General features: G+C 56.8%; 21 protein-coding genes and 1 pseudogene. 1 reads left to right on the forward strand and 21 read right to left on the reverse strand.

What is annotated here, in order from left to right; translation table 11 throughout:
- Nucleotides 1-355 precede the first annotated feature (355 nt).
- The 4 genes from aalo17_RS07950 to aalo17_RS07965 all read right to left on the reverse strand — a co-directional run bounded on the left by aalo17_RS07950 (nt 356) and on the right by aalo17_RS07965 (nt 7100).
- Nucleotides 356-2737, reverse strand: a complete 2382-nt coding sequence (locus aalo17_RS07950) for a DEAD/DEAH box helicase (RefSeq protein WP_082743318.1) — start codon at nt 2735-2737, stop codon at nt 356-358.
- On the reverse strand, nt 2734-4062 hold the full coding sequence (locus aalo17_RS07955) for an ATP-binding protein (RefSeq protein ID WP_067557926.1): 1329 nt from the start codon (nt 4060-4062) through the stop codon (nt 2734-2736). The genes aalo17_RS07950 and aalo17_RS07955 overlap by 4 nt, the downstream gene beginning before the upstream one ends.
- Nucleotides 4055-6148: a TerB N-terminal domain-containing protein gene (locus aalo17_RS07960; protein WP_067557929.1), complete on the reverse strand. Its 2094-nt coding sequence runs from the start codon at nt 6146-6148 to the stop codon at nt 4055-4057. Before aalo17_RS07960 ends, aalo17_RS07955 begins: the two co-directional genes overlap by 8 nt.
- Before the next feature lie 229 nt (nt 6149-6377).
- Nucleotides 6378-7100, reverse strand: coding sequence for a helix-turn-helix transcriptional regulator (locus tag aalo17_RS07965; RefSeq protein WP_067557933.1), 723 nt, complete (start codon nt 7098-7100; stop codon nt 6378-6380).
- A gap of 176 nt (nt 7101-7276) precedes the next feature.
- Here aalo17_RS07965 and aalo17_RS07970 point away from each other — a divergent pair.
- Nucleotides 7277-7864: pseudogene (locus tag aalo17_RS07970) on the forward strand (histidine phosphatase family protein).
- A 123-nt stretch (nt 7865-7987) separates the two neighbouring features.
- Here aalo17_RS07970 and xpt read toward each other — a convergent pair.
- The 17 genes from xpt to kdpB form a co-directional block, all read right to left on the reverse strand.
- Nucleotides 7988-8566: a xanthine phosphoribosyltransferase gene (gene xpt / locus aalo17_RS07975; protein WP_067560182.1), complete on the reverse strand. Its 579-nt coding sequence runs from the start codon at nt 8564-8566 to the stop codon at nt 7988-7990.
- 138 nt (nt 8567-8704) lie between these two features.
- Nucleotides 8705-9145, reverse strand: a complete 441-nt coding sequence (locus aalo17_RS07980) for a threonine/serine exporter family protein (RefSeq protein WP_067557939.1) — start codon at nt 9143-9145, stop codon at nt 8705-8707.
- The gene (locus aalo17_RS07985; protein WP_067557942.1) at nt 9142-9984 is read right to left on the reverse strand and encodes a threonine/serine exporter family protein; all 843 of its coding nucleotides are present in this window, start codon (nt 9982-9984) and stop codon (nt 9142-9144) included. The genes aalo17_RS07980 and aalo17_RS07985 overlap by 4 nt, the downstream gene beginning before the upstream one ends.
- A gap of 112 nt (nt 9985-10096) precedes the next feature.
- Nucleotides 10097-11314, reverse strand: a complete 1218-nt coding sequence (locus aalo17_RS07990) for a phosphopentomutase (protein WP_067557946.1) — start codon at nt 11312-11314, stop codon at nt 10097-10099.
- Nucleotides 11311-12468, reverse strand: a complete 1158-nt coding sequence (locus aalo17_RS07995; RefSeq protein ID WP_067557949.1) for an alanine racemase — start codon at nt 12466-12468, stop codon at nt 11311-11313. Before aalo17_RS07995 ends, aalo17_RS07990 begins: the two co-directional genes overlap by 4 nt.
- Before the next feature lie 116 nt (nt 12469-12584).
- Nucleotides 12585-13676, reverse strand: coding sequence for an aminotransferase class V-fold PLP-dependent enzyme (locus aalo17_RS08000; protein WP_067557952.1), 1092 nt, complete (start codon nt 13674-13676; stop codon nt 12585-12587).
- The gene (locus aalo17_RS08005; RefSeq protein WP_203225812.1) at nt 13673-14542 is read right to left on the reverse strand and encodes a phosphotriesterase family protein; all 870 of its coding nucleotides are present in this window, start codon (nt 14540-14542) and stop codon (nt 13673-13675) included. Before aalo17_RS08005 ends, aalo17_RS08000 begins: the two co-directional genes overlap by 4 nt.
- The gene (locus aalo17_RS08010; RefSeq protein ID WP_067557954.1) at nt 14530-15555 is read right to left on the reverse strand and encodes an amidase family protein; all 1026 of its coding nucleotides are present in this window, start codon (nt 15553-15555) and stop codon (nt 14530-14532) included. The genes aalo17_RS08005 and aalo17_RS08010 overlap by 13 nt, the downstream gene beginning before the upstream one ends.
- Nucleotides 15552-15911 carry a DUF2620 domain-containing protein gene (locus aalo17_RS08015; RefSeq protein ID WP_067557957.1) on the reverse strand — a complete coding sequence of 120 codons (360 nt, stop codon included), beginning with the start codon at nt 15909-15911 and terminating at the stop codon, nt 15552-15554. The genes aalo17_RS08010 and aalo17_RS08015 overlap by 4 nt, the downstream gene beginning before the upstream one ends.
- Before the next feature lie 121 nt (nt 15912-16032).
- Complete coding sequence (locus tag aalo17_RS08020) at nt 16033-17355, reverse strand: YhfT family protein (RefSeq protein WP_067557960.1); 1323 nt, start codon at nt 17353-17355, stop codon at nt 16033-16035.
- A gap of 21 nt (nt 17356-17376) precedes the next feature.
- Nucleotides 17377-17712, reverse strand: coding sequence for a PRD domain-containing protein (locus tag aalo17_RS08025; RefSeq protein WP_067557963.1), 336 nt, complete (start codon nt 17710-17712; stop codon nt 17377-17379).
- 368 nt (nt 17713-18080) lie between these two features.
- On the reverse strand, nt 18081-19004 hold the full coding sequence (gene yhfZ / locus aalo17_RS08030) for a GntR family transcriptional regulator YhfZ (RefSeq protein WP_067557966.1): 924 nt from the start codon (nt 19002-19004) through the stop codon (nt 18081-18083).
- A 179-nt stretch (nt 19005-19183) separates the two neighbouring features.
- A complete protein-coding gene (locus tag aalo17_RS08035) occupies nt 19184-19690 on the reverse strand; it encodes a pyridoxamine 5'-phosphate oxidase family protein (RefSeq protein WP_067560186.1) in 507 nt (168 codons plus the stop codon).
- A 168-nt stretch (nt 19691-19858) separates the two neighbouring features.
- Entirely contained in the window at nt 19859-20551 is a 693-nt protein-coding gene (locus aalo17_RS08040) for a response regulator transcription factor (RefSeq protein ID WP_067557969.1), read from the reverse strand.
- Entirely contained in the window at nt 20484-23153 is a 2670-nt protein-coding gene (locus aalo17_RS08045; protein WP_158507763.1) for a sensor histidine kinase, read from the reverse strand. Before aalo17_RS08045 ends, aalo17_RS08040 begins: the two co-directional genes overlap by 68 nt.
- A gap of 55 nt (nt 23154-23208) precedes the next feature.
- Nucleotides 23209-23790 (reverse strand): potassium-transporting ATPase subunit C, encoded by a 582-nt coding sequence (locus aalo17_RS08050; RefSeq protein WP_067557974.1) that lies wholly within the window; start codon nt 23788-23790, stop codon nt 23209-23211.
- Nucleotides 23791-23801: 11 nt separating this feature from the next.
- Complete coding sequence (gene kdpB / locus aalo17_RS08055; protein WP_067557977.1) at nt 23802-25832, reverse strand: potassium-transporting ATPase subunit KdpB; 2031 nt, start codon at nt 25830-25832, stop codon at nt 23802-23804.
- Nucleotides 25833-25834: the final 2 nt, after the last annotated feature.

Consider the following 25834-nt stretch of genomic DNA (forward strand, 5'->3'; position numbering starts at 1 on the left):
ATGCGACAAGCTCTGCACCGTCAAGCCCATACGCTCCAGAAAGCATCTGCAGCAGCTGCTTTTTGACGACTGAAGAATAGATGAAGACGCATTCAGCAAACCGGACTTTTCTGTGCTCAGGGAATTGTGTCCTCTATATAAATCGACAACTTTGACCATGCTGTTAAAACTGACCGGTACCTGGCAATCCGATGATTCATCACTCTGAGCTGTCTGAACGTTCCTGGACCGGTTTTCTTCGCATTCACACAAAAGCGTCTCATCCCATACCGCTGTATTCACACCGGTCATGCAGGATGAGACGCTTTTTCCTGTTCTTTATTGCCTCGGTTTCGTATTGGGCAGTCCATGTCCTTCAAAGTCCCGGCAGTTCTCTGATCCCTTCCTGCCCCTGTCTGCCATCATCGGCATCCTGAACGGCTTTCCAGCTCAGGACGCGCTTCTTCATGCCCTCCACATCCAGGACCCCGTGGGCGAAGCCCTTGCGGACAAGTTCCTCCGGCACGAATTCATCGTATTTCTCGAACACCGGCACTTCCCCGGGATACACCAGATCCAGCGGATCGAATTCCTTCGCGGCTTCCTCCAGCACGATACGATAGAACTCTGCTTCACTCACCTTCATGGTGAAGGTGATGTAATACGGCCTGGTGGGGCTCAGACCCCGAAGCTGCAGACGCTCGCCGCACTTGAGTTTCAAAAACCGCTCCATGGCCAGGAAGGCATAGGAGCCCAGCCAGGGAAACAGCACCCACATGTTGCCCCCGAGGTGCACAAGGGGTTTTGTCAGCATGCCGGAATTCCGGAAGTTCTCCCGGGCCTGGCCAAGCCTGGCCACCGCATGCTTCATGAGATAGGGATAGGACCTCTCCTCTCCCATCACCTTGTACATCCTTTCCAGGATCCGCGTGTGGATGTCCCCGGCGCAGTCCCCAAAGTATGCAGGGATGTGTCCCTTGACCCGCCGGCAGTAGACTTCGTGCTTCTTGTGATCCACTTCCTCCACCAGCCAGACCCGGCCGGCAATGGCAATCTTGTCCCCCACCGGAGGCGGTTTGCAGATGGTGCCCAGTTCTTCGCTCTCCGCCCTCACGGCATATTCCACGTTTTCCTGGAACACCGCAAAGAACTTGTAGCTGTTCACGATGCGCTCTCCTGTCAGCCCCACGATCAGGCCCCCGGTTTCCGTCCTGGCAATGTGGTCGATTTCGAGCAGGTGCAGCAGCAGCATCCGGAAATCCTCCTGGGAGATGCGATGAAAGGGCGAGAGGGTCAGGACCCGGGTGGCGAGTTCCGCCGGGGTCATTTCCCCGCAGGAGGCCAGGGTACTCATGGTCTGGTGATAGAGCAGGCTGAAGGGCAGCCGGTCCATCCGGGGTTCTTCCACAAACCGCTCCTCGATGTACAGCTGCACCAGGGCGATGCCCTGAATGAGATACCAGGGCAGGATCTCCGGCAGCATGGCCCTTGCCTCTGCGTGTTCTTCCCGCATCACAAACCACATCTCCGAAGGGTCGCCCCGCCGGCCTGTGCGCCCCATGCGCTGCAGGAAGCCGGACACCGTAAATGGCGCATCGATCTGGAAGGCCCGCTCCAGCCGCCCGATGTCGATCCCCAGCTCCAGGGTCGCCGTGGCACACACCGACTGCAGGGAGTCGTCATCCTTCATTTCCTCCTCCGCGCTCTGGCGGTAGGAAGCCGAGAGATTGCCGTGGTGGATCAGAAACCGCTCCGGTTCATGGCGGATTTCGCAATACTGGCGCAGAAACTGGCACACCGACTCGCATTCTTCCCGGGAGTTGGTGAACACCAGGCACTTCTTGCCCCGTGTGTGCTCAAAGATGTATCCCAGTCCCGGATCGGCGGCCTTCGGCGCCTGGTCCGTGGGCCCGTCAAGCTCCTCCATGGGCGGCTGATCCTGTGTCAGGGAGCCGATGCCGGCCTTCAATGCACGCCGTTGCCTCTCCCACTGTGGCTGCTCCTGACCGGACTGCCACTGCAGGACGGGATGACCCGCACCCGCATCCGCCTGGGCACCGGTATTGTAAAAGTGCTCCATGGAGATCCGCCACACTTCCTTCGGGGCTTCAAACTTCGGGATCACACAACCCCGGCCGCTGCCCGCAGAAAGAAACTGACCCGCTTCCTCCGGGCTGCCGATCGTCGCCGACAACCCAATGCGCCGGGGACTGCAGCCGGCGGTCCGGGACATCCGCTCGATGAGGCTGAAAGTCTGCAGTCCCCTGTCTCCGCGAAGCAGGAAGTGAATCTCGTCGATCACGATGAAACGCAGGTCGTGAAACAGCGACGGGATCTCCATGTGTTTGGTGATCATGAGGGACTCCAGGGACTCCGGCGTGATCTGCAGGATCCCGGCGGGTTTCTTCAGGAGCCGCTTTTTCTGGCTCTGGGGCACATCCCCATGCCAGCGTGTGACCCGGATTCCCGCTTCCTCGCACAGGTCGCTCAGGCGCCCGAACTGGTCGTTGATCAGGGCCTTCAGCGGCGCTATGTACAGGACTCCCACGCTCTGGGGCGGATCTTCGTCCATGAGTGTCAGGATCGGGAAAAACGCGGCTTCGGTTTTTCCGGATGCCGTGGAAGCCGTGAGCAGGACGTTGTCCTCTGTGTTGAAAATCGCATCTGCCGCTGCATTCTGGACCCCGCGCAATGTCTGCCACCCGGAGGTGTAGATGTAATCCTGAATGAACGGCGCATAGCGTGCGAAGGCGTTCACAGGGTGAACTCCGCAAACGCCGTCGCTGCATCATCGGACACCGCTTCGGATTTCGTGTACGTGAATTCATCCGAAGCCAGGAGGTCCGCCAGCTTCATCTCCGGATGCTGGTACATCAGGTCCAGCACCTCGATGAAGTCCCGGATCACTTCCCGCGGCGTGATGTTGCTGTCGGCACCCACCCGGCTGAACTCGATTTTGATGAACTCCGCCAGGTCTTCATCCGTCACAGACTGGGAATAGCCATACAGCCCGGCGTGCATGGCAGCCAGCTTATCGCAGAGCACCAGCATCTCCGCTGCCGTCAGCGGCTCCAGCCGGATCACCGGAGCCAGCATGTCCCGGGCCCCGGGTCTGGAAAACTTGCCTTCCGCCAGACGGGAGCGCAGGGCTTCATAGCCGTAGACTCCGCGCCGTCTGTCTTCCACCGCCTGCGGTGTGGCCCCCATGATGATGCCCAGGTACTTCGCCTTTCCCTGCAGCGTATCATTGTACATCGTCAGCATTTTTTCATAGTTGTACTGTCGCGTGATGCTGTTGGGTATCTTGTAGATGTTCACCAGTTCATCGATCATGATCATCATCCCGGCATACCCCGCCAGGCGGAAGAACACCGCAAAGAGCTTCAGGTAGTCATACCAGTCGTCATCTGTGATGATGATGTTCACCCCCAGCGCTTCCTTTGCCTCGCGCTTCAGGGCATATTCGCCGCGGAACCACCGGATGACCTTCATCCTGGTCTCGTCGTCCTGCTCGATATACGCATGGTAGTACTTCGAGAGCAGGGTCGCAAACTCGAATCCGTGCACCAGCTCGCTGATTTGTGATGTCAACGCGACAATTTTGCGGTCCACCGCTGCAGACAGGGCCGGATCTCCGGGCTGAAGACCGGTTTCCTGCGCGGCCTGTGCCTGCACCGAACTGATCCAGCGGTCGAGAATCAGGGTCAGGGCGCCCCCTTCGGGCCGGGTTTTGGTCGCCAGGTTGCCGATCAGTTCCCGGTATGTGGCCAGCCCCTGACCCCGGGTGCCCTGGAGCCGACGTTCGGGTGACAGGTCTGCATCCGCCACGATGAATCCTTTGTCCATGACATAGTTGCGGATGGTCTGGATCAGGAAGCTCTTGCCTGATCCATAGCGCCCCACGATGAAGCGGAACGAAGCCCCGCCCTCCGAAATGATGTCCACGTCATGGAGCAGCGCCTCGATTTCACTTTTGCGTCCCACGGTGACATAGGGCAGGCCGATCCGCGGCACAACCCCGCCCTTCAGGGAATTCAGGACCGTCCGGGCGATCCGTTTGGGCACTTTGTTCTGTTCATTCATGTTTCATACCTCCCAGGATGTCCATGACGTCCTCTCTGTAGTCTTCCACCAGCGCAATGCTGTCTCCGTCGCATTCCATGGCATTGTCCCCGATTTCGTCAAACAGTGCCTCGTTGATGGCATCCGTCACCACCGACGCCAGCAGGTGGTGTTCCCGGATCAGCGGTTGTGCGGATTTGCCTGCCAGCAGCGCTTCGAGGATCTGGCGGTGCACAGGATCCAGGTCCATGCCCGATTCACCACCGGTGTCTGCCGGCAGGATCTCCGGCGGCCGTTCCTCATCGTCTGTCTGCCCTGGTTCGCCGATGGTGTCTGCCTCAAGGGCTGCGGATTCCGGCTGTGTCCTTGCTTCTGTGTCCGGGTCATCCAAAGCCGCAGGCTCAACGGGCGGAAAGTGCGCGGGTCGCGGGACTTCAGGTGTCCTCTCCTCTGTTTCTTCCTCTGTCAGCAGGCTGTCCCGGGTTGCGATCGCATCCTGACGGATTTTCGAAAGAGAGGAGAAATCGATCTGCACGCTGTCCATGGCGGCCCTGCGCTCTGCCTCCCGTTTCCTGGCTTCCCGTTCCTGTCTGTCCCGTTCCACGGTTTCCAGGATGAAGGGTTCGACCCAGGCTTCTTCGGGACGCTTCTGCAGGCTGCCCCGGATCCCGGCTTCTTTGCGCAGCAGGCGTTCCATCGCCCGGACAATGACCTGCAGCCGGTCCAGGTTGAAATACAGGGATTCATACCGGGATTCGTGCCAGATTCCCTTGTGCCGCGACCAGGACCGGATGGGACTCAGGTGATACTCTCTGTCCTTTCCCTGCTCAGGATCCATCCAGACTGCATTGGACAGCGGATACCAGCGATAGGACTGGGCCGTGCCGAAACAGGCTTCAAACACCGTCTGGCCAGTATCCTGCCATTTGTGGTCCACCAGGTCGCGCCAGGCCTGTGCAAACAGGGCCGGCCCCCTGCCCGAGCTGTCCCGCACGACCTTTCCCTGCTTCTGCCACCGGGGTGCAAACTGCAGCAGGGCATCGCAGATTTCCCGGTCGGTGCGGTTCTGCGGTTCCTTCAGGATCGACAGTGCCTCGTCCCGCCTGGCAGTTTCCGGATGCATGTAGCGGACGGTGACCTCCGGGGGCATGTCGTGGACAATGCTGAATTCATACATCCACCGCCGCAGGTTCAGGTGCATCTGCTCATCCCCGTATCCCGCATCCAAAAAGCCGGTTTCAAAGGCTTCCAGCTTTTCCAGCGTATCCTTTGGCGAATCCGCACCGATGCCATTGAGCAGTTCATAGAGATACAGATACGCCAGCGAAGAATTGGCGTCCTGGAATATCCCGTTGCGGATTTCCGTCCGCCAGGTGAAGTATCCCCGCAGCTGGCGGACATTCAAGTCATGATAGGTGGGAAACCGCTGCCGGATCCAGCCGTTCCAGGGCAGATGGTCCGTGGCGTTCTCCATGAACCGCCCCTGCCGGACGAAGTTTCTCGCCGCATGCCCCGATTTGCGGTCATTGTAGTCATACAGGTCCATCATGTCGATGTACTGCTGCGGCAGGGCGTCTGTCGCCCGGAAGAAACTGTCAGTAATTCCTGTCCCTCCCCTGGCTGGTGTCTGTCTGGAAGCAGCATCCGGGGCCGGAACCGGTGCAGAGTTGCCGCTTTTCCAGTCCCCGAAATCCAGTGGCACGTCCTGAAACACACGTTCCTTCGCGGTCTCCGGTGCCGGATTCTCCAGCACGATGGCTTTCGCCGGCGGATTCCCCAGCCGGATGGCCTGGTCAAACAGGCGCAGAACCACACCCCTGTCTGTCTCGTCCGTAAACCGGACGCCGATCCAGTTGGTCCCCTTCATGCGGAATGGCCCGGACAGCCACTCAGGCGAGCGCTCAGAGAGAACGACATGGCCGCTTTTCAGGTCGCAGACTTCCTGCATTTCCCCCGCATCAGGATCCCACTGGCGCATAAGCAGCGCCACCCACTTCCCGGTCTTTGGATGACAGAGGACAGAAAAACCGGGAAACTGTGTCCACTTGTATTCTTCCCGGATTCCGTATTTGTTCAAGGCATACACCGTCAGGCCCTCCAGCAGCATTCTGTCCCCTCCCTTCACATTTTGTTCTCAGAGTTCATGTATGGTTATTGTACTATAGACCCGCTTTTGATTCAGCAGGGAGTTTTCGGCTGCCGATGGTGAATGACAGGTATACAGAGAAACGCAGGGGGCCTTGAGCGGATTCGTCGAAAAAGCCGGACTTTTCACCCGGCTGTAACAGTTAAGCTGCCAGAATGGAACCTGCGTCGCGCCATCGGCAAATCAGATGTCATCCTCCAAGGAACCCGGCCACCCAAATGGCAAGCGCAGCCAGCAGCACTCCCACAGCAGCGCTGGCCAGTACTTTGAACACCGCCTGATACGGCCGCTTGCCTCTCTCTTCGGCGGCTTCCAGTTCCTCCAGAGTGCGGCCTTCGCTGTAGGCCACGATTTCCCGGTAGGTATGCAGGTTGTGATTTTTCTTCAGCTTCTCCACCCGGAAGGCTTCATGCATCGTGACTGCGTACATGATCGCCCACAAAGCAATGGCCCACCACTGGTCACGGGCCAGGGCCAGAGCAGCCAGCGGAATGAAGGTCACGGCAGATACAATACACATGACGGCAAATATCCGGCTTTCCCGGTTGAAGCTGTCCACCGCTTCCTGACTGATTTCCTGTTTCATGGTTTCCAGGTCTCCTTTGATCAGCTGGTCCACAGACACACCAAAGAGCTGGCTGAGAAGCAGCAGCGACTGAATATCCGGATAGCTTTTGCTGTTTTCCCAGTTGGATACGGTTTGACGGGTGACAAAGATTTTGTCTGCCATGTCCTTCTGGGAAAGTCCGGATTCTGTACGGTGTTTTCTGATCTGCACGGCAATTTCCATTTTCTGCTCCTTCCTGCCTGCGGGTGTTCCGTGTCCTGGATCCATTGTGGCAGGCGGCTGCTGGAAGCATACAGCAAATTCCGTTGTCATGACCAGAAATCCCGTGTCAAAACTCTTTGACATGCGTATTTCTGCGTCACTGTCTGTATAAGTTCAAGGAATATGCGTAAATTAAGATAAATCTTTCAATTCAGCATTATGTTCTGGTTTTGTACATCAGGCCATGGCACGGTAACAAAAACGGCCGGGAATCAGTCTGGAGAGGAAAGGAATGGAGAATGAAGAAATCACTTGTGCTGATGAGGCATGGAGAAACGGTGTTCAACAAACGCAAACGCATCCAGGGCTGGGTGGATTTGTCTCTGACTGCTCTGGGAAAGGAGCCGGCAAAGTAATCTGCTGCCTGGATCAGAGCGCTGGGATTTGAAATCGATCATGCCTTCTGTTCCACTTCGGAAAGAGCCAGCGACACGCTGAAACTGATGACTTTCCTGTCCTATGAGCGTAAAAAGGGTTTGAAGGAATGGAATTTCGGCAAGCTGGATGGAGAGCCGGAGTACCTGAATCCACCGTTGGATCAGTATGATGCCTTTTTTCGGGGCAATGGCGGCGAAGGAAGGCAGGAACTTATCGACCGCATGAATGAGACCCTGACGGAAATCATGAACCGCAAGGATGTGCAGAATGTACTGGTGGTGTCCCACGGGGCAGCAATCCGGAATTTTCAGCGGTTCTGGTGTCCCGATGACAGGAAGCTGATTCCAGGCAGATTGTATACCTGTACGGTTCTGGTCTTCGAATACAATACCGGTGATCAGCGCTTCACTCTGCAGGAAGTGTACAATCCGAATTATCAGGGAATGACATCCAGTCCGGCGGCTGGCTGAAAGCCGAAGACCCGTCAGAATCAAAACAAGAGACCTGTCACCGCAATCCGCAGGTCCCGTTTTCAGCTTTCAAGGCGCTGACTCAACTCAGTGAGTGACCTGTATGATCACAGATCATACAGGTCACTGGTCTGGCTCATCCCAGACAATGCCGTCTTCGGACATGGATTTGACAGATGCCAGAACATACAGCGGGATTCCCAGATCCCGGATCGTTTTCCGGCCGTGCTGCCAGGATTTCTCAATGCAGATCCCGGCCCCGGCCAGATGGGCCTGTGCCTGGTCCAGCAGGGTCAGAATGCCTTTGAAAGCATCGCCGTTGGCAAGGAAATCGTCGATGAACAGGACATGGTCCTCTGCCTTGATCAGGCCCTGTTCCACACACAGTTCATAGTCCCTGTTTTTGGTAAAGGAATGCACGGTGGCAGTCAGCGGTGCAGTCATAGTCACCGGTCTGGCTTTTTTCACAAATACCATCGGGACGCCGAGATGCATGGCTGTGGCAAGCGCGGGTGCAATGCCGCCGCTTTCGATCGTGATCACTTTGGTGATTCCGTCATCCCGGAAGTGACCGGCGAAATCCCGGCCGATGTGATCCATGAGCACCGGATCTACGGAGTGATTCAGAAAGCTGTCTGTTTTCAGTACCTGGTCAGACAGCACCTTTCCTTTTTCTTCTATGATCCTCTTCAGTTCTTCCATGGTGTTTCCTCTTTTCACGCTGCATGCCTCCGGCTGTTTGCTGCTTTCTCCGGAGCCGTCACTGCAAGCATACACCATTTCTGTCCCGGGATTTGAGGTTGCAGTCTGTTCCGGGCCGCAGCCGCCGCCCAGACCCTTTCAGGAAGCTGCCTCTTTCTTCTGCTTCCGGTATCCTGCCAGAGTACGAGCCACGCCGGCGGCAATCAGGCATCCGGCAGCAATCCCGGCACCCTGAAGAAATGTGATTCTGGCCCAGCCTCCAGCATCCGCATAGTCCAGGATCCAGCAGCGGATGGTTTCGAATATCCCCTTTCCCGGAACAAGCGGAATCAGGGCACAGACCAGGTAGGCGGTAACCGGACTGCAAAAGATCCTGGCCAGAAGTTCTGCAAGCAGTGTCACTGTCAGGGACGCTGTGGCCATGGCAGCAAATTCGTTCCAGTCTGCAGCTTTCGTGAGAACATAGACGATCTGGCCCATCATGCCGTTGAAAGCCGCCAGCCACAGGTTACGGCCGGAGAGATTGTACATGCAGGCAAATCCCAGGGCTCCTGCAAAAGCCCCGATGATGCCAGTCACAATGCCTCCAGAATCAGCAGTGTGCCGATGTTTCCCAGAGCAATGGCTGCAGCAGTGAGTATCGCCATAGAAAGCCGGATCTGACCGGACAGGGTATCTCCGGCGATGCAGTCGCGAAGGGCGGTGGTAAAAAGCATTCCCGGGACCAGAATCATCAAAGCTGCCAGGATCACCACATTGGCACGGATGCTGAAAAGACCGCCGGCTGTCACCCCGGCAAGAGTAATCAGGGAACTTCCCAGAAGTGTGCGCAGGGAAGGGGTGCAGAAGTCCAGTTTTTCCAGCAGCAAAGTGCAAAGCGCTGCACTGACCGCAGCTGCGGCGGTTTCGCAGACTGTGCCCTGGAACACCAGGGCAAATCCGGCGCCGGCTGCAGCGGCTCCTGAAATCATGCGTAGAACAGAGGCCCCGGGTTCTTCCTGGATCCTGCACAGGCTGCGGTAGCAGTCTTCCAGTGTGATCTCTCCGGACTGCAGCTGTCTGGACAGGGCGTTGACCTGTTCGATTCTGCCCAGATCGGTACCGGACTGGGCGATCCGTTTCATGTTGTGGATCATCTGGCCATGCCAGGTAAAGGAAATCATCAGCATGCCTGGTGTTACGTAGGAGTCTGTCACTACGGCGCCGCCTGCCTGACAGATCCGACTCATGGTGTCTTCTGTACGGCCTGTCTCTGCTCCGCTTTCCAGAAGGATCCGTCCTGCCAGCACTGCGGTTCTGGCCAGCAGGGTTCCCGGATCTTTCCGGGAAAGTTCGTCATAGACCTGCAGTTCGCTGCAGGCTGGTTTTTTCCGGTGTATGCGGCCGGGTACCCAGCTTCCCTGTCTGTTGTGTTTCATCCATTCCCCTCCTCTGTTCTGTCTGACTGTATTTTATACACCGGTCTTCCAGGCATCAGTACAGCGGCGCCTTTCCCTGCTGGAAAAGACGCCGCTCTGCTTTTTTTACTGTTCACGAATCCGGCTGGATTTCTTTCAGGAACGACGTTCCGTTTTCGGGAGCCGGAGCATTGAAGAAGTCACAGACCGTGGCTCCCACATCCGACAGTGTCTTTCGCAGTCCGACGTTTCGTCCTTTTGCCCTGCTGCGTATCAGCAGCGGAACATTTTCCCGTGTATGGCGGTTGTGTCCGATATCCGGATCATTTCCATGGTCAGCCATCACTACCAGAATGTCATCATTCCGCAGGTGTCCGCACAGTTCCCCGATTTTCCGATCCGCTGTTTCAAGGACTTCTCTGTATCTTGCAGGATCCTGACTGTGACCTGCCAGATCTGTTTCCTGCACGTTGGTGCATATGAAACCGGACTTCATGGAATCCAGCTCCTGTATGGTCAGATCAAGCACACTGGCTGTATCCACGCAGGAAACGGATTTTCCCCGTTCATTGTGGACAATATCTGCCACTTTTCCCAGCAAAGTCACATCAACCCCTGCCTGGGCCAGAATCGAAGGCACCTGTACCTGGGGATCCACGCCATACCCCAGATGCCGGCATTCGTAGCCTTGGTCGTAGGACTTTGTCAAAGAGGCCAGCAGTCCGATGTATTTACCTTCCCGGGTCTGCCCGGCTGCCAGTATATCCTGCACTGTATTTCCCGTCCCGCCAAAGGCGATGACCCGGCCAACCTGAGCGTGACTGCGGACGATTCGTGCGATTTCCATGAGTCTGTCAAAGGGCAGAACATCCAGCGGCGCTGTGCAGTTGTAGGCCATTCCAAGGTCTGAATCAATGTTGTCCGCCACAGTGCAGCTTTCATCCACCAGCAAATACTGCAGGCCGGGGGTACCGCACCGTTTGACCTGATGTCCTTTCTGCAGCAGTGCCTGCTCGATCTCATCAATTTTCTGCTGAAAGTTGTGAGTCTCAGGCTTTTTTGGTTTTGTTCCCATGATTTCCTGATGTCCCTGAAATGTATCGGCTCCAAAATGCATCAGCTCGCTGCGACCAAAGCAGGCTTCCGGAGAAAACTTCATGCATCTGCTTTCCTGTCCGAAGGCGTTCATGAGCCCTAGTGCTTCCAGATTGGGCAGTGTCAGATCTGGAAAGTCCTTCAGCAGGCTTCCCAGCGTGCTGCTGCGTTCATCCCCTGGTCTGACCCTGGCTGCATCCTGCATGGCCTGCATGCCGAATCCATCCAGAACGATCACGACAAATCTTCCTGTCATAGTTTTCTCCCCAAGCTGTCATATTCACCGATGATTTCCGGATGCCCGGAAGCCAGGCCCTGTACCAGCACTGTGTGGCTGCGGGTCACGAAGATCTGAAAGCGGAATGCCATGCAGACGGGCGTGGATACAGGAAACGTACGGTCCAGCTCAAAGTAATAATCAATGCAGGCCGGATCGGCGGGAATCACTTTGCAGTACTCTACATCCGCCAGAGATGTTCCGGCCAGTGCTTCTTTTACATGGGACCGTCTGTAATGGCCGCCACCGTAGCAGTAACTGTGGCCGTGGAAATCATGAGAAACTTCCGTCATGTAAATCACACAGGGAATCTCCGGCTCGTCCTGCAGGGCATGCAAAGGGGTGGTTCCGGAGAGGCCATGCCCCGGTTCTGCACTTGAAATGGCGGGATATACGCTCATTGCTGAAATTGTGCGCACACAGGTCGCAGAGGGTGCGTTGATGTTGATATCCGTCACCCCACGGGCGGCCAGAATCTCTCCGGCTTTCATCAGGGTCTCCAGATTGTGCGTTGCTTCAAGCGCTTTGCTCTGGTCATTGAGCAGGAAAGCCGGAAAGGACGTCACGCCGCCGGTCATCACCCCGGGCAGAGAATCGATTTCATCCAGAAGCGATGGCAGCTGGTCAGGACTGAATCCTGCACTCTGACCGCTGTAGATCAGATCTCCCTGGTCCGCTACTTTGATCAGGAGTTTCATGACTTTTCCCTGACTGGCGGCTTCCCTGCTGATTTCCCTGATTTTTTCTCTGGAATACACCGTCATGTATTCCGGGCCATAGGCGATGATTTCCTTCAGAAATCCCCGGGGACACTGGACCAGATGTCCCACATTGCATATGGGTATATTGTGGTCCATCATTACCTGTGCCTCGCGGAAGTCCACTGTGACTGCACCGGGATAGCCCATTTCCACCAGTTTCTGTGCCAGCCATGGATTCCGGCCGATTTGCTTGAGCATGAAGTACAAGTCGATTCCCTGACGGCGGGCTTCCTGAAGAATCTTCTCCGCGTTTGCCAGGAACCGGTCTGTATCTATGACATAGGTATCGGGAAGAATCAGTCCCTTCTTCATCAAATCAAATCCCGCTTCCACCAGTTCGGGGTTTCTTTCTGCCGTTTTTCTTATGAACATCTTCTCATACCTCTGATTCTTGTATTTCTGCCTGGGTTTCTGTATCCTGCACCGGCACAGCCGGGCAGTCTGCGCGCATTGTATGTTTCTGACAGCGGTGTCCTATTTTGCGGTTTTCATCCGCTGCAGACCGCCATGGCCTGCTCCAGGATCCGCAGGATTGTCTGCGGACCGCTGCGGTTGGGGTTGATCCTGATCATCCGCTCTTCCCGCCCCGGGTCTTCCTTGCGGAATGTACCGGATACCCGGTAAAACATCGGTGCCAGTTCGTATTTCGATTCAGCACCAACCGGATTGGGCAGGGCTCCCAGTTTTTCCGCTTCCTGCAGTACCTGCCGGGCAACTGGTTTCTCAAATTCGGCGATCAGAACCTTTGACTGGGCGTTGGCCACAAAGGCATCACGGATTCCCGGAAGCTGCCTGATCCGGTCTGCCAGGGTATCTGTCACCTGTGCCTGGACTGCCAGGGCGACTGGGGCATTCACCAGACCCCGCAGCACTTCCATGGCTTCCCATCCCTGTGTCTGACTGCCTCCTGAATAGTGCTCTTTGACCAGCGCATCAATGAAGTTCTTTTTCCCTACGATACAGCCGATTCCCTCCGGCCCCTGCAGCTTGAATGTGGAGAAGCAGGAGAGATCGGCTCCGCACTGGGTCCCGATGTTCCGGACTTTCATCACTGCGTAATTGTCATCGGTCACCACCGGGATATCGACACATTCCTTGATGGTTTTCACCACCTGGGCCATGTCGTAGCGGTCCTCGGGAACCTGCCGGGTATACTGCACCAGAGCGGCCCTGATCTCCGGATGGGCTTTCATGACCCGTCGGATGTCATCGGGTTCATTGAAATCCGCTTCCACCGTTTTCAGCCCCAGCATGCGGATGCTGGTTTCTGTTGTGCTGTAGACCGGGGCCTTGTGAACCAGCAGTGTCTGACCGGGTTTCAGGACCGAAAAGAGGGCATAGCGGATGGCACCTGTCCCTGATCCCCGGACAAGCATGGCAGCTTCGGCATCAAAGAACTCAGCAATTGCCTGTTCGGCTTTCCAGGTGGACACAGGCTTGTTGAGTCCGGGAACTACACCCAGATCCCCCCTGGTCAGGCTTTCTTTTCCGGTAAAGGCTTTTGTGATTGCATCTGTCATTCTGAACTGGAAATTCTTTGCCGTTTCCAGATCAATGCTTTCCAGCGGATATGTTTTCATGTCTGTTCTCCCAGAATCCGGTCCGGTGTCCGGATCAGCATTTGTCTTATTGTGTCCGGCTGCAGACCGGCTTCCAGCAGCGACGGTATGAAATGGTCTGCCAGCCATGGATACCCTTTGCCGCCAAAAGCCTGCAGCTGTGACTTGCGTGTAATGTCCATGGACAGCACCACATGGTCTATCAGGCCTTCGGCTTCCAGCTCCAGAAGCATCTGCACCCGTTTTTCATCCGGCAGATAATCCGATTTGCCGATGGTGTCAAATCCGATGTTCACACCTGTCTTCAGCACCTTCCTGATCCGGTCCATATCCTGTGCAAGGTCCATATGTCCGATGACAATTTTGTCCGGTTCGACTCCCTGACCGGTCAGATACTGTGCCTGTTCCAGCGCCAGGGTGGACATGGTTGTGTGCGTGTAAACCGGCGCCCCTGTGGCTTTGTGGGCCAGAACAGCCGCTTCAAACAGCCGCCGTTCATTGTCAGTCCATCTGTTTTTCGAGGTTCCGATTTCGCCGATGACCACTGCTTTCCCAGAACGGATTTCCCGGATCATCACATCCGCCAGTTCTTCCGGACTTTTCTCAGACCATCCATCAGGTATGAAAGGATCCTTGTACCATCCTGTACTGTGAAGGATCCGGATGCCGGATTCCTGTTCCAGCCAGTCAAGCAGATCATGGTCTCTGCCCATTCCGGTGTTGGTGACGTCCAGGATCCGGGTAACCCCCTGTTTCCGGAGTTTCCTCAGCTCTTCCAGCGTTTCCTGTGTACAATCCAGACAGGTGTCAGGGTCTTTCTTGATTCGTGACAGGTCCAGATGCATATGCTCATGCATGAGCGTGGCTCCCTGTATCAGTGATGCCATGTAAATCCTTCCTCAAAATAGGGAGCAGGGTCCCTGAAATACCGCCTGATCAGTTCATCCTCCGGCTGCACCAGGGCTGCTGCAACCTGCAGCAGTTTTCCGGTTTTTTCCGGCGTGGATTCGCAATAAAGCGTGATGCAGCTGGACAGATCCCTGACAGGTACTGTGAGGGCTGTGGCTTTGACCATATTCGCCACCCGGATCAGTCCCTTGCCGCTGCGGTTCTGAACCACTGCTGTGACCGGATCAAAGTGTCCAAGGACTGTATCCCCTAGACCGCTGAAATCAATTTTTTCCTCAAAATCCGCAAAGACATCGCATCTTTGGAGCTGTTCTTCCAGAAACCCGATCAAAGGTTCCCGCCTGTTTCCAGCCTCCGGTACCGCTGCCGGAACTTCACCGGTTATGGGTGACTCCAGCCGCCTGGCCAGAGCCCTGGAGACCAGAATCACTGCTTCTTCCTCTCCCGGATTGCCGGTCACAGGCAGGATTGCGTTTACCGCTTTGCACATCGTGGAGAAGTCGCGGGTGACAAAACCGATGGAAGGATAGAATTCAATACCATCCGTGGACAGTTTTGCATACTGCTTCATGTGACCGGCTTCGATCAGCGGACTGATGAAACCAAAGCAGTTGACCGCTGCAGCAGGTGCCAGAACCGATCCTCCGCCATCTGTGCCGATGCCAAGATCATTGATGCCCAGAAAGACATTGATGGCAGTGCCGCTGGAGGACCCGGTCATGGGTCTTCCCGTGATGGGATTGTGCAGGTTGTAATCCACTGCGCGGCCATTGTGACTGTGTCTGTCCAGGGTGTGCAGAGCAAAGCCGTTTCCCTCCAGTTTTTTCACCAGATCTGCAGGGATCTGTCTCACGTTTTTGACACCCATGTACTGGCAGTCATTTTCCTCGCCGATCCTGTCCAGGGCATTGACGAAGACCTCCTGGACAGATCCGGCCGGATTTTTCATAGCCAGAAAGGTTTTCTTTGCGTATTCGCGTATCCGGCTCATTTCAGAAGCTCGTTCATGATCACCGGAATCACAGACGCTGCCGATTCCGGCACGAAACCGAATGCGGTCTTGCCCTCGGCAATCGCCTGTGCAATCTCTGCATCATCCAGAACCTTGCCCACCATGGCCACAGGAATGCATTTGCTCATGCCGTTCAGGGCAATCGCCATGGACAGAGCCCCTCCGGCTCCTGTCTGACAGGAACCGAAGTAGTAGTCTGCTTCGCCGTTTTTCAATGCCATGGCCGCCTGAAGGTCTCCCATGACCTTCACTTCCACCTGGCCATTTCCGTACTGTTCAATCAGTGCCGCGTTTTCATTTTTGTTAAGGGCTCCGCCCACGACGATTTTCAGCATATTGTCTTGTCTCCTTTTTTATGTTTTTTCCTGATGATTGTTTTCGCTTTCTTTGCTGCGTTCTCAGCTGCAGTCTGACAGTCCGGACTGCTCACAGTCCTGCCGGATCAGCCTGTCAGGCTCAGACAGCCACGGCCAGTCCGAAGACCTTGATCAGATTGGCAATGATACCCAGTGCAATAGCCACCACCGGACCGACGGCCAGCGGCATAAGCATTGGCTTTTTCGCGGTTTTGTTCAGCATCCAGGTGATCATGACCGCCATGGGACCGATTGCACCCATGCCCACTTCGTTCATAATGGCAAAAGAGGAAGTGAAGCCGCCGACCAGCAGTGCAAGTTCCAGAATCTTGGACATTCCATCCCGGATGTAGTCACCCAGCTCCCGCAGCGCAGGGAATTTGTCCAGTAGAGTTCCGATAGTCTGCAGCAGGAGGATTTCCAGGCACATGATCACAGCGCCTGCAGCAAAAGCCACAATGGGTCCCATAGGAGCCGCCAGCCCCATGGCGCCCACAAACAAACCGCCTGCCACACTGAAGTAGGAACCAGCCGGGGAGAATACACCGGTTACGATAGCGGTGGTATACACCAGCGGAATGTAGCCGATGGCTCTGACCGTCGCCACCAGGGCAGCTTCACCGAAGGATCCGTTCATTGCCAGCGGACCGGAAATGACATCAGTTGTCAGGAAACACTGGCTTGCTGCGCAGGCAAGAAGACCGCCCATCAGGGCAAACAGGATCCAGTGCCTGCGGATGGCCTGAATGTTGGTGCTGAAGATGTTGGTCAGTCCGGTTTCGGCTGCTTCCGACTTGTTTTTGACCGCGAATACGATCATGGCAATGGTACCGGCCAGCATGGCCATGCCTGCTCCGTTGAGTGCCAGGGTGAATTCACCAATCTGGAACACACCGAACCGGGAAATCAGCAGATAGGTCACCAGGGTGATCACCGCAGTGATGATGCCCTTCTTCATACCGCACTGATACGCTACGACCAGAGCCGGGAATACGGCAAAGGTATCCACGACATAATCCGCCACGCCGGCCAGCTGCGGCAGGAAGTTGACCGGCAGCCAGGCAAAGAACGCCTGGATGGAGGACATGAAGGCCACCACAGCAATACCCCAGAGAGCCCCGGCAATGGCAGAAAGGATCAGCCCTTTTTTGTCATCGGGGAACCATGTACCGATAATGTCTCCCATGAGCAGATAGGTGTGAATGATCACGATGCCCATGGCAATGGAGTTGGTGAAGGCAAATCCGATGATCAGACCGATGCTGACAGCAAAGGAGGTGGCAGCCAGGGCCTTGCGGTCCATTCGTCCATTGAGGTACTCAGTGTAGACAGGCCGGAAACCATCGTTGTAGACGGCAATGTTCCGGTTGGCCAGTACAGCCGACATGGCGCCGATCAAAGCGGCAATCAGATAGTTGAACATAAAATCTCCCTTTGTGTTTGGCTAGGCGGGCATGAGATTGACCAGATGCACAAGCAGGTACTGCTGTTCCGGAACCGGAAAACTGCATTGTGTCTCTGTCTCGATCCGGGACAGCAGCTGGCTCGCTGCCTGGTAGCGCGGATCCTGCATGACTTCTGAAATGACGGCTGCTTCCAAAGCCGGGATTTCCTCCTGCCGGCGCTGTCGTTCCAGTGCCATAGCGTAATGAATGAGTAGCATCTCCAGGGTGTCACCCGGTGCGAGCTGTTGTTCCAGCATGGTCCTGACTGTTTCTGTCTTTTCCCAGGTACCTTGCCCGATCACACCGGATTCCAGGAGAATCTGAAATCTGTCCATATATTTCCTCCTGTCTGTCGCAGAATTGAATATATAATATTTTGTATATTTGAGCCATAACAACACATCTTCCGTCCTTCAGCACCCCCTGCGGGTCAGACCGGTTCGGTTCCGGCAGTTCGGAAGATGGAATATACAAAATATCTTATATTTACACTCTCATCTTAGTCCTTTCCCGGCGGGTGTCAACGAATATACACTATTTTGTACAATGATTTTTTCACGCTGTTCTATCCAGAGAGCAGCCACTGTTTTCCCGGTCTCCGGTTTCCCTTCCAGTGTTTTTCAGCGGGCACAGTCAAAAAAAGACCGGTTCCTTTTTCAGTTCCGGCCTGTGGCTGTATGGGCCCGCTTTGCGCAAAAGGCGGTCAGTAACTGGCAATGAGCTTTCCTTCCATGACCAGCTGCTGGTTTTTCAGCACCACATCTGCATCGATCAGACTGCCGATGAGAGAAACAAGCTCTTTTCTGTCCTTTTTTACGACAATCACAGCTTCGGTATCTTTTTCCTGCTTGAAATCCAGGATCCTGTAGCTCATATCATAGAGCTTGTCCCGGATCTCATCCATGTTCCATACCGCTGCGTCCACTTCCCCGGACAGGACTTTCTGCAGCACCTGGGTGTATTCCACATTGATGTAGTCCACCTCTTTGCCCCGGCAAGCCCATTCCGTCATCTCCTTCTGATCCACGGAAGACTGATCCACACCGATTTTCATTCCATCCTGCACATCTTTGCAGCGTCTGTCGTGAAAAACCATGATGTGATTGGACAGATAGGAGTGCAGCCCGAAACTTTTCACGATCCGGATGGGCATCCCGCCATCAATCATTCTCTGAGCTGCATACCGGGAAATCACGGCAAAATCATACCGGTCACACAGAACCATGGAGACCCGGTTTCTGGATCCTCTCATAAATGCCAGAGAGATGGGAATGTCATAGCTGTTTTCCATACTGGCTACCAGTCCTGTGGCCAGTCCTTCGTATCTGCGGGAATAGGGCAGCGGCATGACTCCAAGAATGTTGGTGATGCCCGCAATCTCCAGCAGTTTCTTCACGTCTCTTTTTTTCAGGATCGTTCCTGACTTGCCATGGGATTCCAGCTCCACCGCTCCGCACTGCTGCAGAAGCTTGATGGCATTCTGCACCGTTCCCCGGGCCAGCTGAATCTGATCATTGAGCTCCGTGACGGTGGGGATCCGGTCTCCTTCCTGGAATGCGAGAAGAAGATTGGCGAGTTTGCGGGTGGAAAGCCCGTTTTTGCTGAAGAGAAGTTTCTGAATGCCCATAGAATTCAACCGGTTCCTTTCCAGCCAGATGGCGAAACAGTGATATCGGTATTATAGTACATTGTTTTGTATATTATGGATGCACAAGACAATCCGAAGATTCTGAATTACATCTTCTGTTCCAGAAAAGGCAGCCTGGTTCCGGTTGCCTGCACAGGGAAAGGATCCGCTCTTCTACCTTATCCGTTTTCCGTTCTCTCTTTCTGTCTTACCAGCTCAATGGCTTCCTTGCCCGTGACATGGTCAATGGTCATCTTCAGCATGCAAAGCGGTATCCAGTCCTTCCGAATGAATTCCTCCCGGTTTTCCACCGAATCTGCAGGGGCATATTTCTCAGCCAGTTTTTCAATGGCTGTCCGCTTTTCCTGTTCATCCTCCAGGATTTCCATGGTGCCATATACGATCACGCTGCGAAACCAGGTGGTATACGCTTCCGGGTGGATCTGGTCCTGGTCCACCACGCAGAAGGAAGCCTTCGGGTTCTGCCTGATCAGGTCCAGCTTGTGCCCGCTTCTTGCACAGTGAAAATACAGCACATCCCCATCCTGCACATAGCTGATGGGCACTGCATAGGGATACTCTTCGTCCCCGGACAATGCCAGGACTCCATTGGTCCCATAATGCAGGATCCGGTCGATTTCCGTCCGGTCAAGCGCCTGTTTCTTTCGTCTCATTTCCCTGAACATCATTTCTCCTCCTTTTGCTGACTAAGGTTTTTCTGCGGTTGCAGGATACAGCTGTGCATTTCCGTCCTCAAGCAGAATATCTGTTCTGCCTGTTTTCCGGCAGGCAGAATAGCTGACAGGCAATAAAAAGGAACAGCCGCAGCCATTCCCTCATATTCTGTATCCCTGCTACAGTCCGGCTTCCGGTTCTTCCCGGACCATCTTGTATCCGACACCGAAACTCGTTTCGATGAACCGGTGATCGAGCTTCTTGCGCAGCATCGTCATGTAGACCCGCAGGTTGGTCATGTCCGAACTCCAGGAGCTGTTCCAGATCTGCGTGGTGAGGAAATTGCGCGTCAGCACCTTCCCCGCATTCCGGGAAAACAGCACCAGGATCCTGTACTCCATCGGCGTCAGATGCAGCAGCTTTCCATCCAGGCGCACTTCCTGCTCCTGGTACCGGATCTCCAGTCCCCCGTTCACAAACACATCCGACTCCGGCAAAGTGCCTGTCTGTTCCAGACGCCGGCAGATCACCCGGATCCGTGCCAGCAGTTCATCCACCGAAAAAGGCTTGGCCAGATAGTCATCTGCACCCAGGTCCAGCGCCTCGATCTTGTCCGCCGGCTCGCTTCTGGCCGACAGAACCAGGATCGGTGCCTGGGAAAAACCCCGGATCTTCCGGATCACCTCCAGGCCATCCAGATCCGGCAGACCCAGGTCCAGGATCACCAGCTCCGGTTTCTCCGAGAGAAACATCGACAGAGCTTCCTTTGCGCTTTTGGCCTGGATCAGGGGATAGTCGGACAGCTCAAACACCGTCCGCAGCAGACTGGTCATCTGCAGGTCGTCTTCCACACTTAGTATCAATGGCTTCATCCGTCTCTCCTGTACATGGCAGCTTGATGCAGAAGCAGGCACCGGGGGCATTGTCCCGGTAGGAAATGGAACCGCCGTGAGCCTCGACAATGCTGTGCACCAGAGACAGGCCCAGTCCCATGCTTCTGCAGCTGTCCGCTATTGTAGTGGATTTCCGGCAGAAAGGCTCAAAGAGATGCTCCCGGACTTCCTTTGGGATCCCCGGACCGTCATCCGCGACCTCCAGGACCACCTTGTCTCCCTGTTTCCGGCCGCTCACCATAATGGCAGTCTGTGCGGGGGTATGGGCCATGGCATTGCCAATGAGGTTCACGAACAGCTGCACCATGAGCCGGCCGTCAAGGAAAGCGCTGCAGTCCGGGGCGATGTCGATCGTCACGGGATGGTCAGTCTGTCTGGTGCCCGTGTGCTGCAAGGCCTGCACCGCCGCTTCCTCCAGCTCCACTTCCTGCCGGTTCAGGTGCACTGCTCCCTCGTCGAGCCTGGTCAGCGACAGCAGGTTTTCCACGGTAGCCCGCAGCCAGAGAGATTCCTGGCGGATGGAGGCAGCCAGCGACCTCTGCTGGTCCTCGCGCAGACCCGGATGCGTCAGAAGATCCGCACTGGCGCCAATGGTGGTCAGCGGGGTCCGCAGGTCGTGGGAAATGGACCGCAGCAGCGAGGTCTTCATCCCCTGCTGCTGGGCCTTGAGCGCTTCCTGTTCCCGCAGTCGCGCATTCTCGTTGTTTTCCAGCGCCAGCCCGGCCTGTCCCAGCAGCGACAGGACCACCACGTTTTCCGCTGTGGACAGCCGGTCCCTGCCCAGGTCGATCCCCAGTACCCCGAAAATGTGCTGCCGGTGCCGGAGGGCCAGATAGAGACCCCTGGCCCCCTGCAGCGTGTCGGTGGAGGCCCCGGCCCGCCGGTTGTTTTTCAGCGTCCACAAGGCCACCGCCTGTTCCCTGGCCGCCAGCAGCCCTGCGGGATCCCCCGCATACAGCGGTTTTCCCAGACTGCCGGACCGGTTGGGATAGAACACCACAGGCCGGTCCAGGTAGCGTGAAATTTCCTTGGTGATATACGCCGCGATGTCCGCATCCTGTTCCAGGGACTGAAGACTCTGCCCCGCTTCATACAGCAGGGCATTCTGGGCCGCGGCCTGGGCCGATGCACTGGCCTGGCTGCGAAGGCGGATCGCCAGGCGGGACACGACAACGGAGATCACCAGCATGGCCGCAAAGGCCATGAGGCAGCCTTTGTCGAAAAGAACCACGGACATTACCGGGTGGGCAAACCGGTACCCGAAGAGGATCACGCAGGCAGCGCAGGAAAGCACGGACTGCCAGATGTGTCTGGCATACAGCGCACCTGCCAGGCTCCCGAAAATGAAGACCGCCAGCAGGTTGGCCTGGGAAAACCCGAGGCGCTCCCCCGCCCATGCCAGGACAAAGGTGGCGGCCACGACCAGGAGCTGCAGTCCCAGTCCCGACATGTCTGTCGCCCTGCGCTTCAGTCCTCTGTTCTGATTCCGGGTGCCGGTACCGGCTGCCGTATCCGCCTCCGGATCCGGAATGATGAAGATCTCCGAATCCGGGGCCGCTTCGGCCAGCTTCTGCGCAAAGGACACCGGGCCGAAGACACTCTTTCGCCCCCGGCGGCCGATCACGATTTTCGTCACATGAGTCTGGCGTGCAAAGATCCCGATCTGCCCGGCAATGTCTTCCCCCGAGGCCGATTCGATCTGTGCGCCCAGCCGGTTGGCCAGCCGCATGTTTTCCTGCAGCCGGGCCTCGTCCGCCGCCTCCAGGTCCCGGTTGTCCGCTGTCTGGATATAGAGTGCCGAAAACCGGGCATCGAAGGCTCTTGCCATGCGGGCCGCAGACCGGATGATCCGGGCATTGGAGGGTGAAGCCGAAAGACAGACCAGCACGTGATCCCGGGCCCAGGTTTCCGGCGCAATGCGGTTGAGCCGGTCGGCACACCGCCGCATGGCGATTTCCCGCAGTGCCACCAGATTGTCCTCCGTGAAGAAATTCTGTGCCGCCAGCCGGGCCTGATCCGCGTGATAGATCTTTCCTTCCCGCAGCCTGTCGAGCAGTTCCGGGGCCTCGATGTCCACCAGCTCGATCTGGTCCGCCAGGTCGAAGACATCATCCGGGATCCGCTCCCGGACCAGGATCCCCGTAATGGCTGCCACCTGGTCCTGCAGGCTTTCCAGATGCTGGACATTCAGGGTCGTATAGACATCGATCCCATGCACCAGCAGCTCCTGGATGTCCCGGTACCGCTTCCGGTGGCGCGATCCGGCTGCGTTGGTGTGGGCCAGTTCATCCACCAGGGCGATCTGCGGGGCACGGGCGATCACCGCATCGGTATCCATCTCCCGGAGCTTCAGCCCCTTGTGGTCCAGCACCCGGCAGGGCACGGTTTCCAGACCCTCTGCCTTCCGGCTCGTATCCGGCCGGTCATGGGGTTCCAGATATCCAATGACCACATCCGCGCCTTTCTCCCGCGCAGTTTTTCCCGCCTCCAGCATGGCCCAGGTCTTGCCGGTTCCGGCCGCATACCCGAAAAAGATTTTCAGCCGGCCGCGCTTGTTACATGTGTTTCCTGCATCAGACATGGTCTCATTCTGCCACAAAGGCCCTGCGCCTGAACAACGCAAAGCCTCTGTTTCCTTATTCCTGTCCATCCAGTGCCAGGTTGACTCTGACAACGCTGACGGTCTTTTCGGAGAACACCGTGGGATTGACGTTCTCCCGGATGATTTCTTCCACCGTGACCTCGTCCATATCCCGGGCTGCAGCAATCCGCGGCACCTGCCACAATGCCGCGTCCAGCGAGAGATCCGGGTCATTGCCCGATCCGGAATACGTCACCAGCTCCTCCGGCACCGGACCGGCCGCATCGGGATTGGCTGCGGCGATCTGCTGCATCCGCTGCGCCTTCTGTGCCTGATACTCCGGGCTGCCTGTGTCACTGTTGGCGGGTACACCCACGACATACCAGCTGCCGTCTTCCTTCTGCACCGCCTGCTGCTTCTGCAGCCGGCCCCAGAGGTGACCTGCATCGCGGAAGTTTTCTCCCGCCAGCAGACTTGTCTTCCCCTGGATGCCGATGGTGAGAGATCCGTCGGCCTGTACCGGAAAGAACAGGCGGCTGATGCCCAGAACAGCGAAGGAATAGACCAGGCCGGTCAGCACCAGGGCCAGCACCAGGAATTTCAGGGCGCTGACAGACTGCTTCCAATAAAGTTTCATGCGGATTCCTCCTAGATCCAGAGGCTGATCACCATGTCGATCAGCTTGATGCATACAAAGGGTGTCACGATCCCGCCGCAGCCATAGAGCAGCAGGTTGCGAGCGAGCAGACGGTCAGCCGGCAGTTCCCGGTACTTCACGCCCTTCAATGCCAGCGGGATCAGGGCGATGATGATCAGGGCGTTGAAGATCACCGCTGACAGGATCGCCGATTCGGCCGAGTGCAGGTGCATGATGTTCAGCACCTCCAGCCCCGGGTAGATGGCGGTGAACAGGACCGGAATGATTGCGAAGTACTTCGCGGCGTCATTGGCAATGGAGAACGTCGTCAGCGCTCCCCGGGTCATGAGCAGCTGCTTGCCGATCTTCACGATCTGGATCAGCTTGGTGGGCGAGGAATCCAGATCCACCATGTTGCCGGCTTCCTTCGCGGCCTGAGTGCCGGTGTTCATGGCCACAGCCACATCTGCCTGCGCCAGGGCCGGCGCATCGTTGGTTCCATCACCGGTCATGGCGACCAGGTGTCCTTTCTCCTGATAGTCCCGAATCATGTCCAGCTTGCCCTGGGGCGTGGCTTCAGCCAGGAAGTCATCGACTCCCGCTTCCGCCGCAATGGCTGCTGCTGTCAGGGGGTTGTCTCCCGTGATCATGATGGTCCGGATCCCCATCTTCCGCATATCCGCAAACTTCTCCTGCACCCCCTGCTTGATGATGTCCTTCAGGTGGATCACGCCCAGGATCCGGTCATTCCGGAGCACCACCAGCGGCGTTCCGCCGGATTTTGCGATGTCCTCGACAATGGCGTCACAGTCCTCGGGCCAGGGCACGCCCTGCCGCAGTGCGAAGCTGCGCACGGAATCCGCCGCCCCTTTCCGGATCGTCTGGTCGCCGTAGCTGACACCACTCATGCGGGTGGCGGCGGTGAAGGGAATGAACTCCATGGCAGGCTCCGGGGACAAGTCGATCCCGAACTGCTCCCTGGCCAGCTGCAGCACACTGCGGCCCTCGGGGGTTTCATCCGCCAGCGAGGACAGCACCGCCGCATGCGCCAGATCCCGTTCGCTCACGCCCTTCACCGGGAAAAACGCCGCGGCCTGCCGGTTGCCCAGGGTGATGGTCCCCGTCTTGTCCAGCAGCAGCACATCCACGTCACCCGCCGCTTCAATGGCCCGCCCCGACATGGCCAGGACATTTTCCTGATTCAGCCGGCTCATGCCCGCAATGCCAATGGCAGAGAGCAGGGCGCCGATGGTGGTCGGGGCCAGGCACACGAGCAGTGCCAGCAGTGTCGTGATGGAGGCGGGATTGGCCATTCCCTTTTCACGGGAAGCGAACGCCGAGTAGCAGTACAGGGCGATGACCACCAGCACGAAGATCACCGTCAGGGCAATCAGGAAGATCTGCAGGGCGATCTCATTGGGGGTCTTTTTGCGGGCGGCTCCTTCCACCATGGCGATCATCTTGTCCAGAAACCCCTTGCCTGGCTCGGCCGTGACAGACACGACGATCACATCTGACAGCACCGTGGTTCCGCCGGTCACGGCACAGCGGTCACCGCCGGCTTCCCGGATCACCGGAGCCGATTCACCGGTGATGGCACTTTCGTCCACCGATGCGGCTCCATAGACCACATCTCCGTCCGCCGGAATCATTTCTCCGGCTTTCACCACCACAAGGTCCCCCGCATGAAGCTCCGTGGAGCTGATGGGCGTGACCTGCTCCAGGGTTTCCACAGACTCGATACGGTTTGCCTCGATGTCCTTCTTTGCCTTGCGCAGCGAATCTGCCTGGGCCTTGCCCCGGCCTTCGGCGATCGCCTCGGCAAAGTTCGCAAACAGGCACGTGAACCACAGAATCAGTGCCACCGCCAGGGTGTAGCCGGAAGAGGCATCCTGCCAGCCGAAGAGGCCGATGATCCAGAGGACTGTCACGGCAATGGCGGACAGATACACCAGAAACATCACGGGGTTTTCCGCCTGTGTCCGGGGATACAGTTTCACAAAGGAATCCCGCACAGCGCGTTCGATCATGGAACGGTTCATGG

This window comes from Faecalibaculum rodentium (assembly GCF_001564455.1).
Taxonomy (GTDB): Bacteria; Bacillota_I; Bacilli_A; order Erysipelotrichales; family Erysipelotrichaceae; genus Faecalibaculum; species Faecalibaculum rodentium.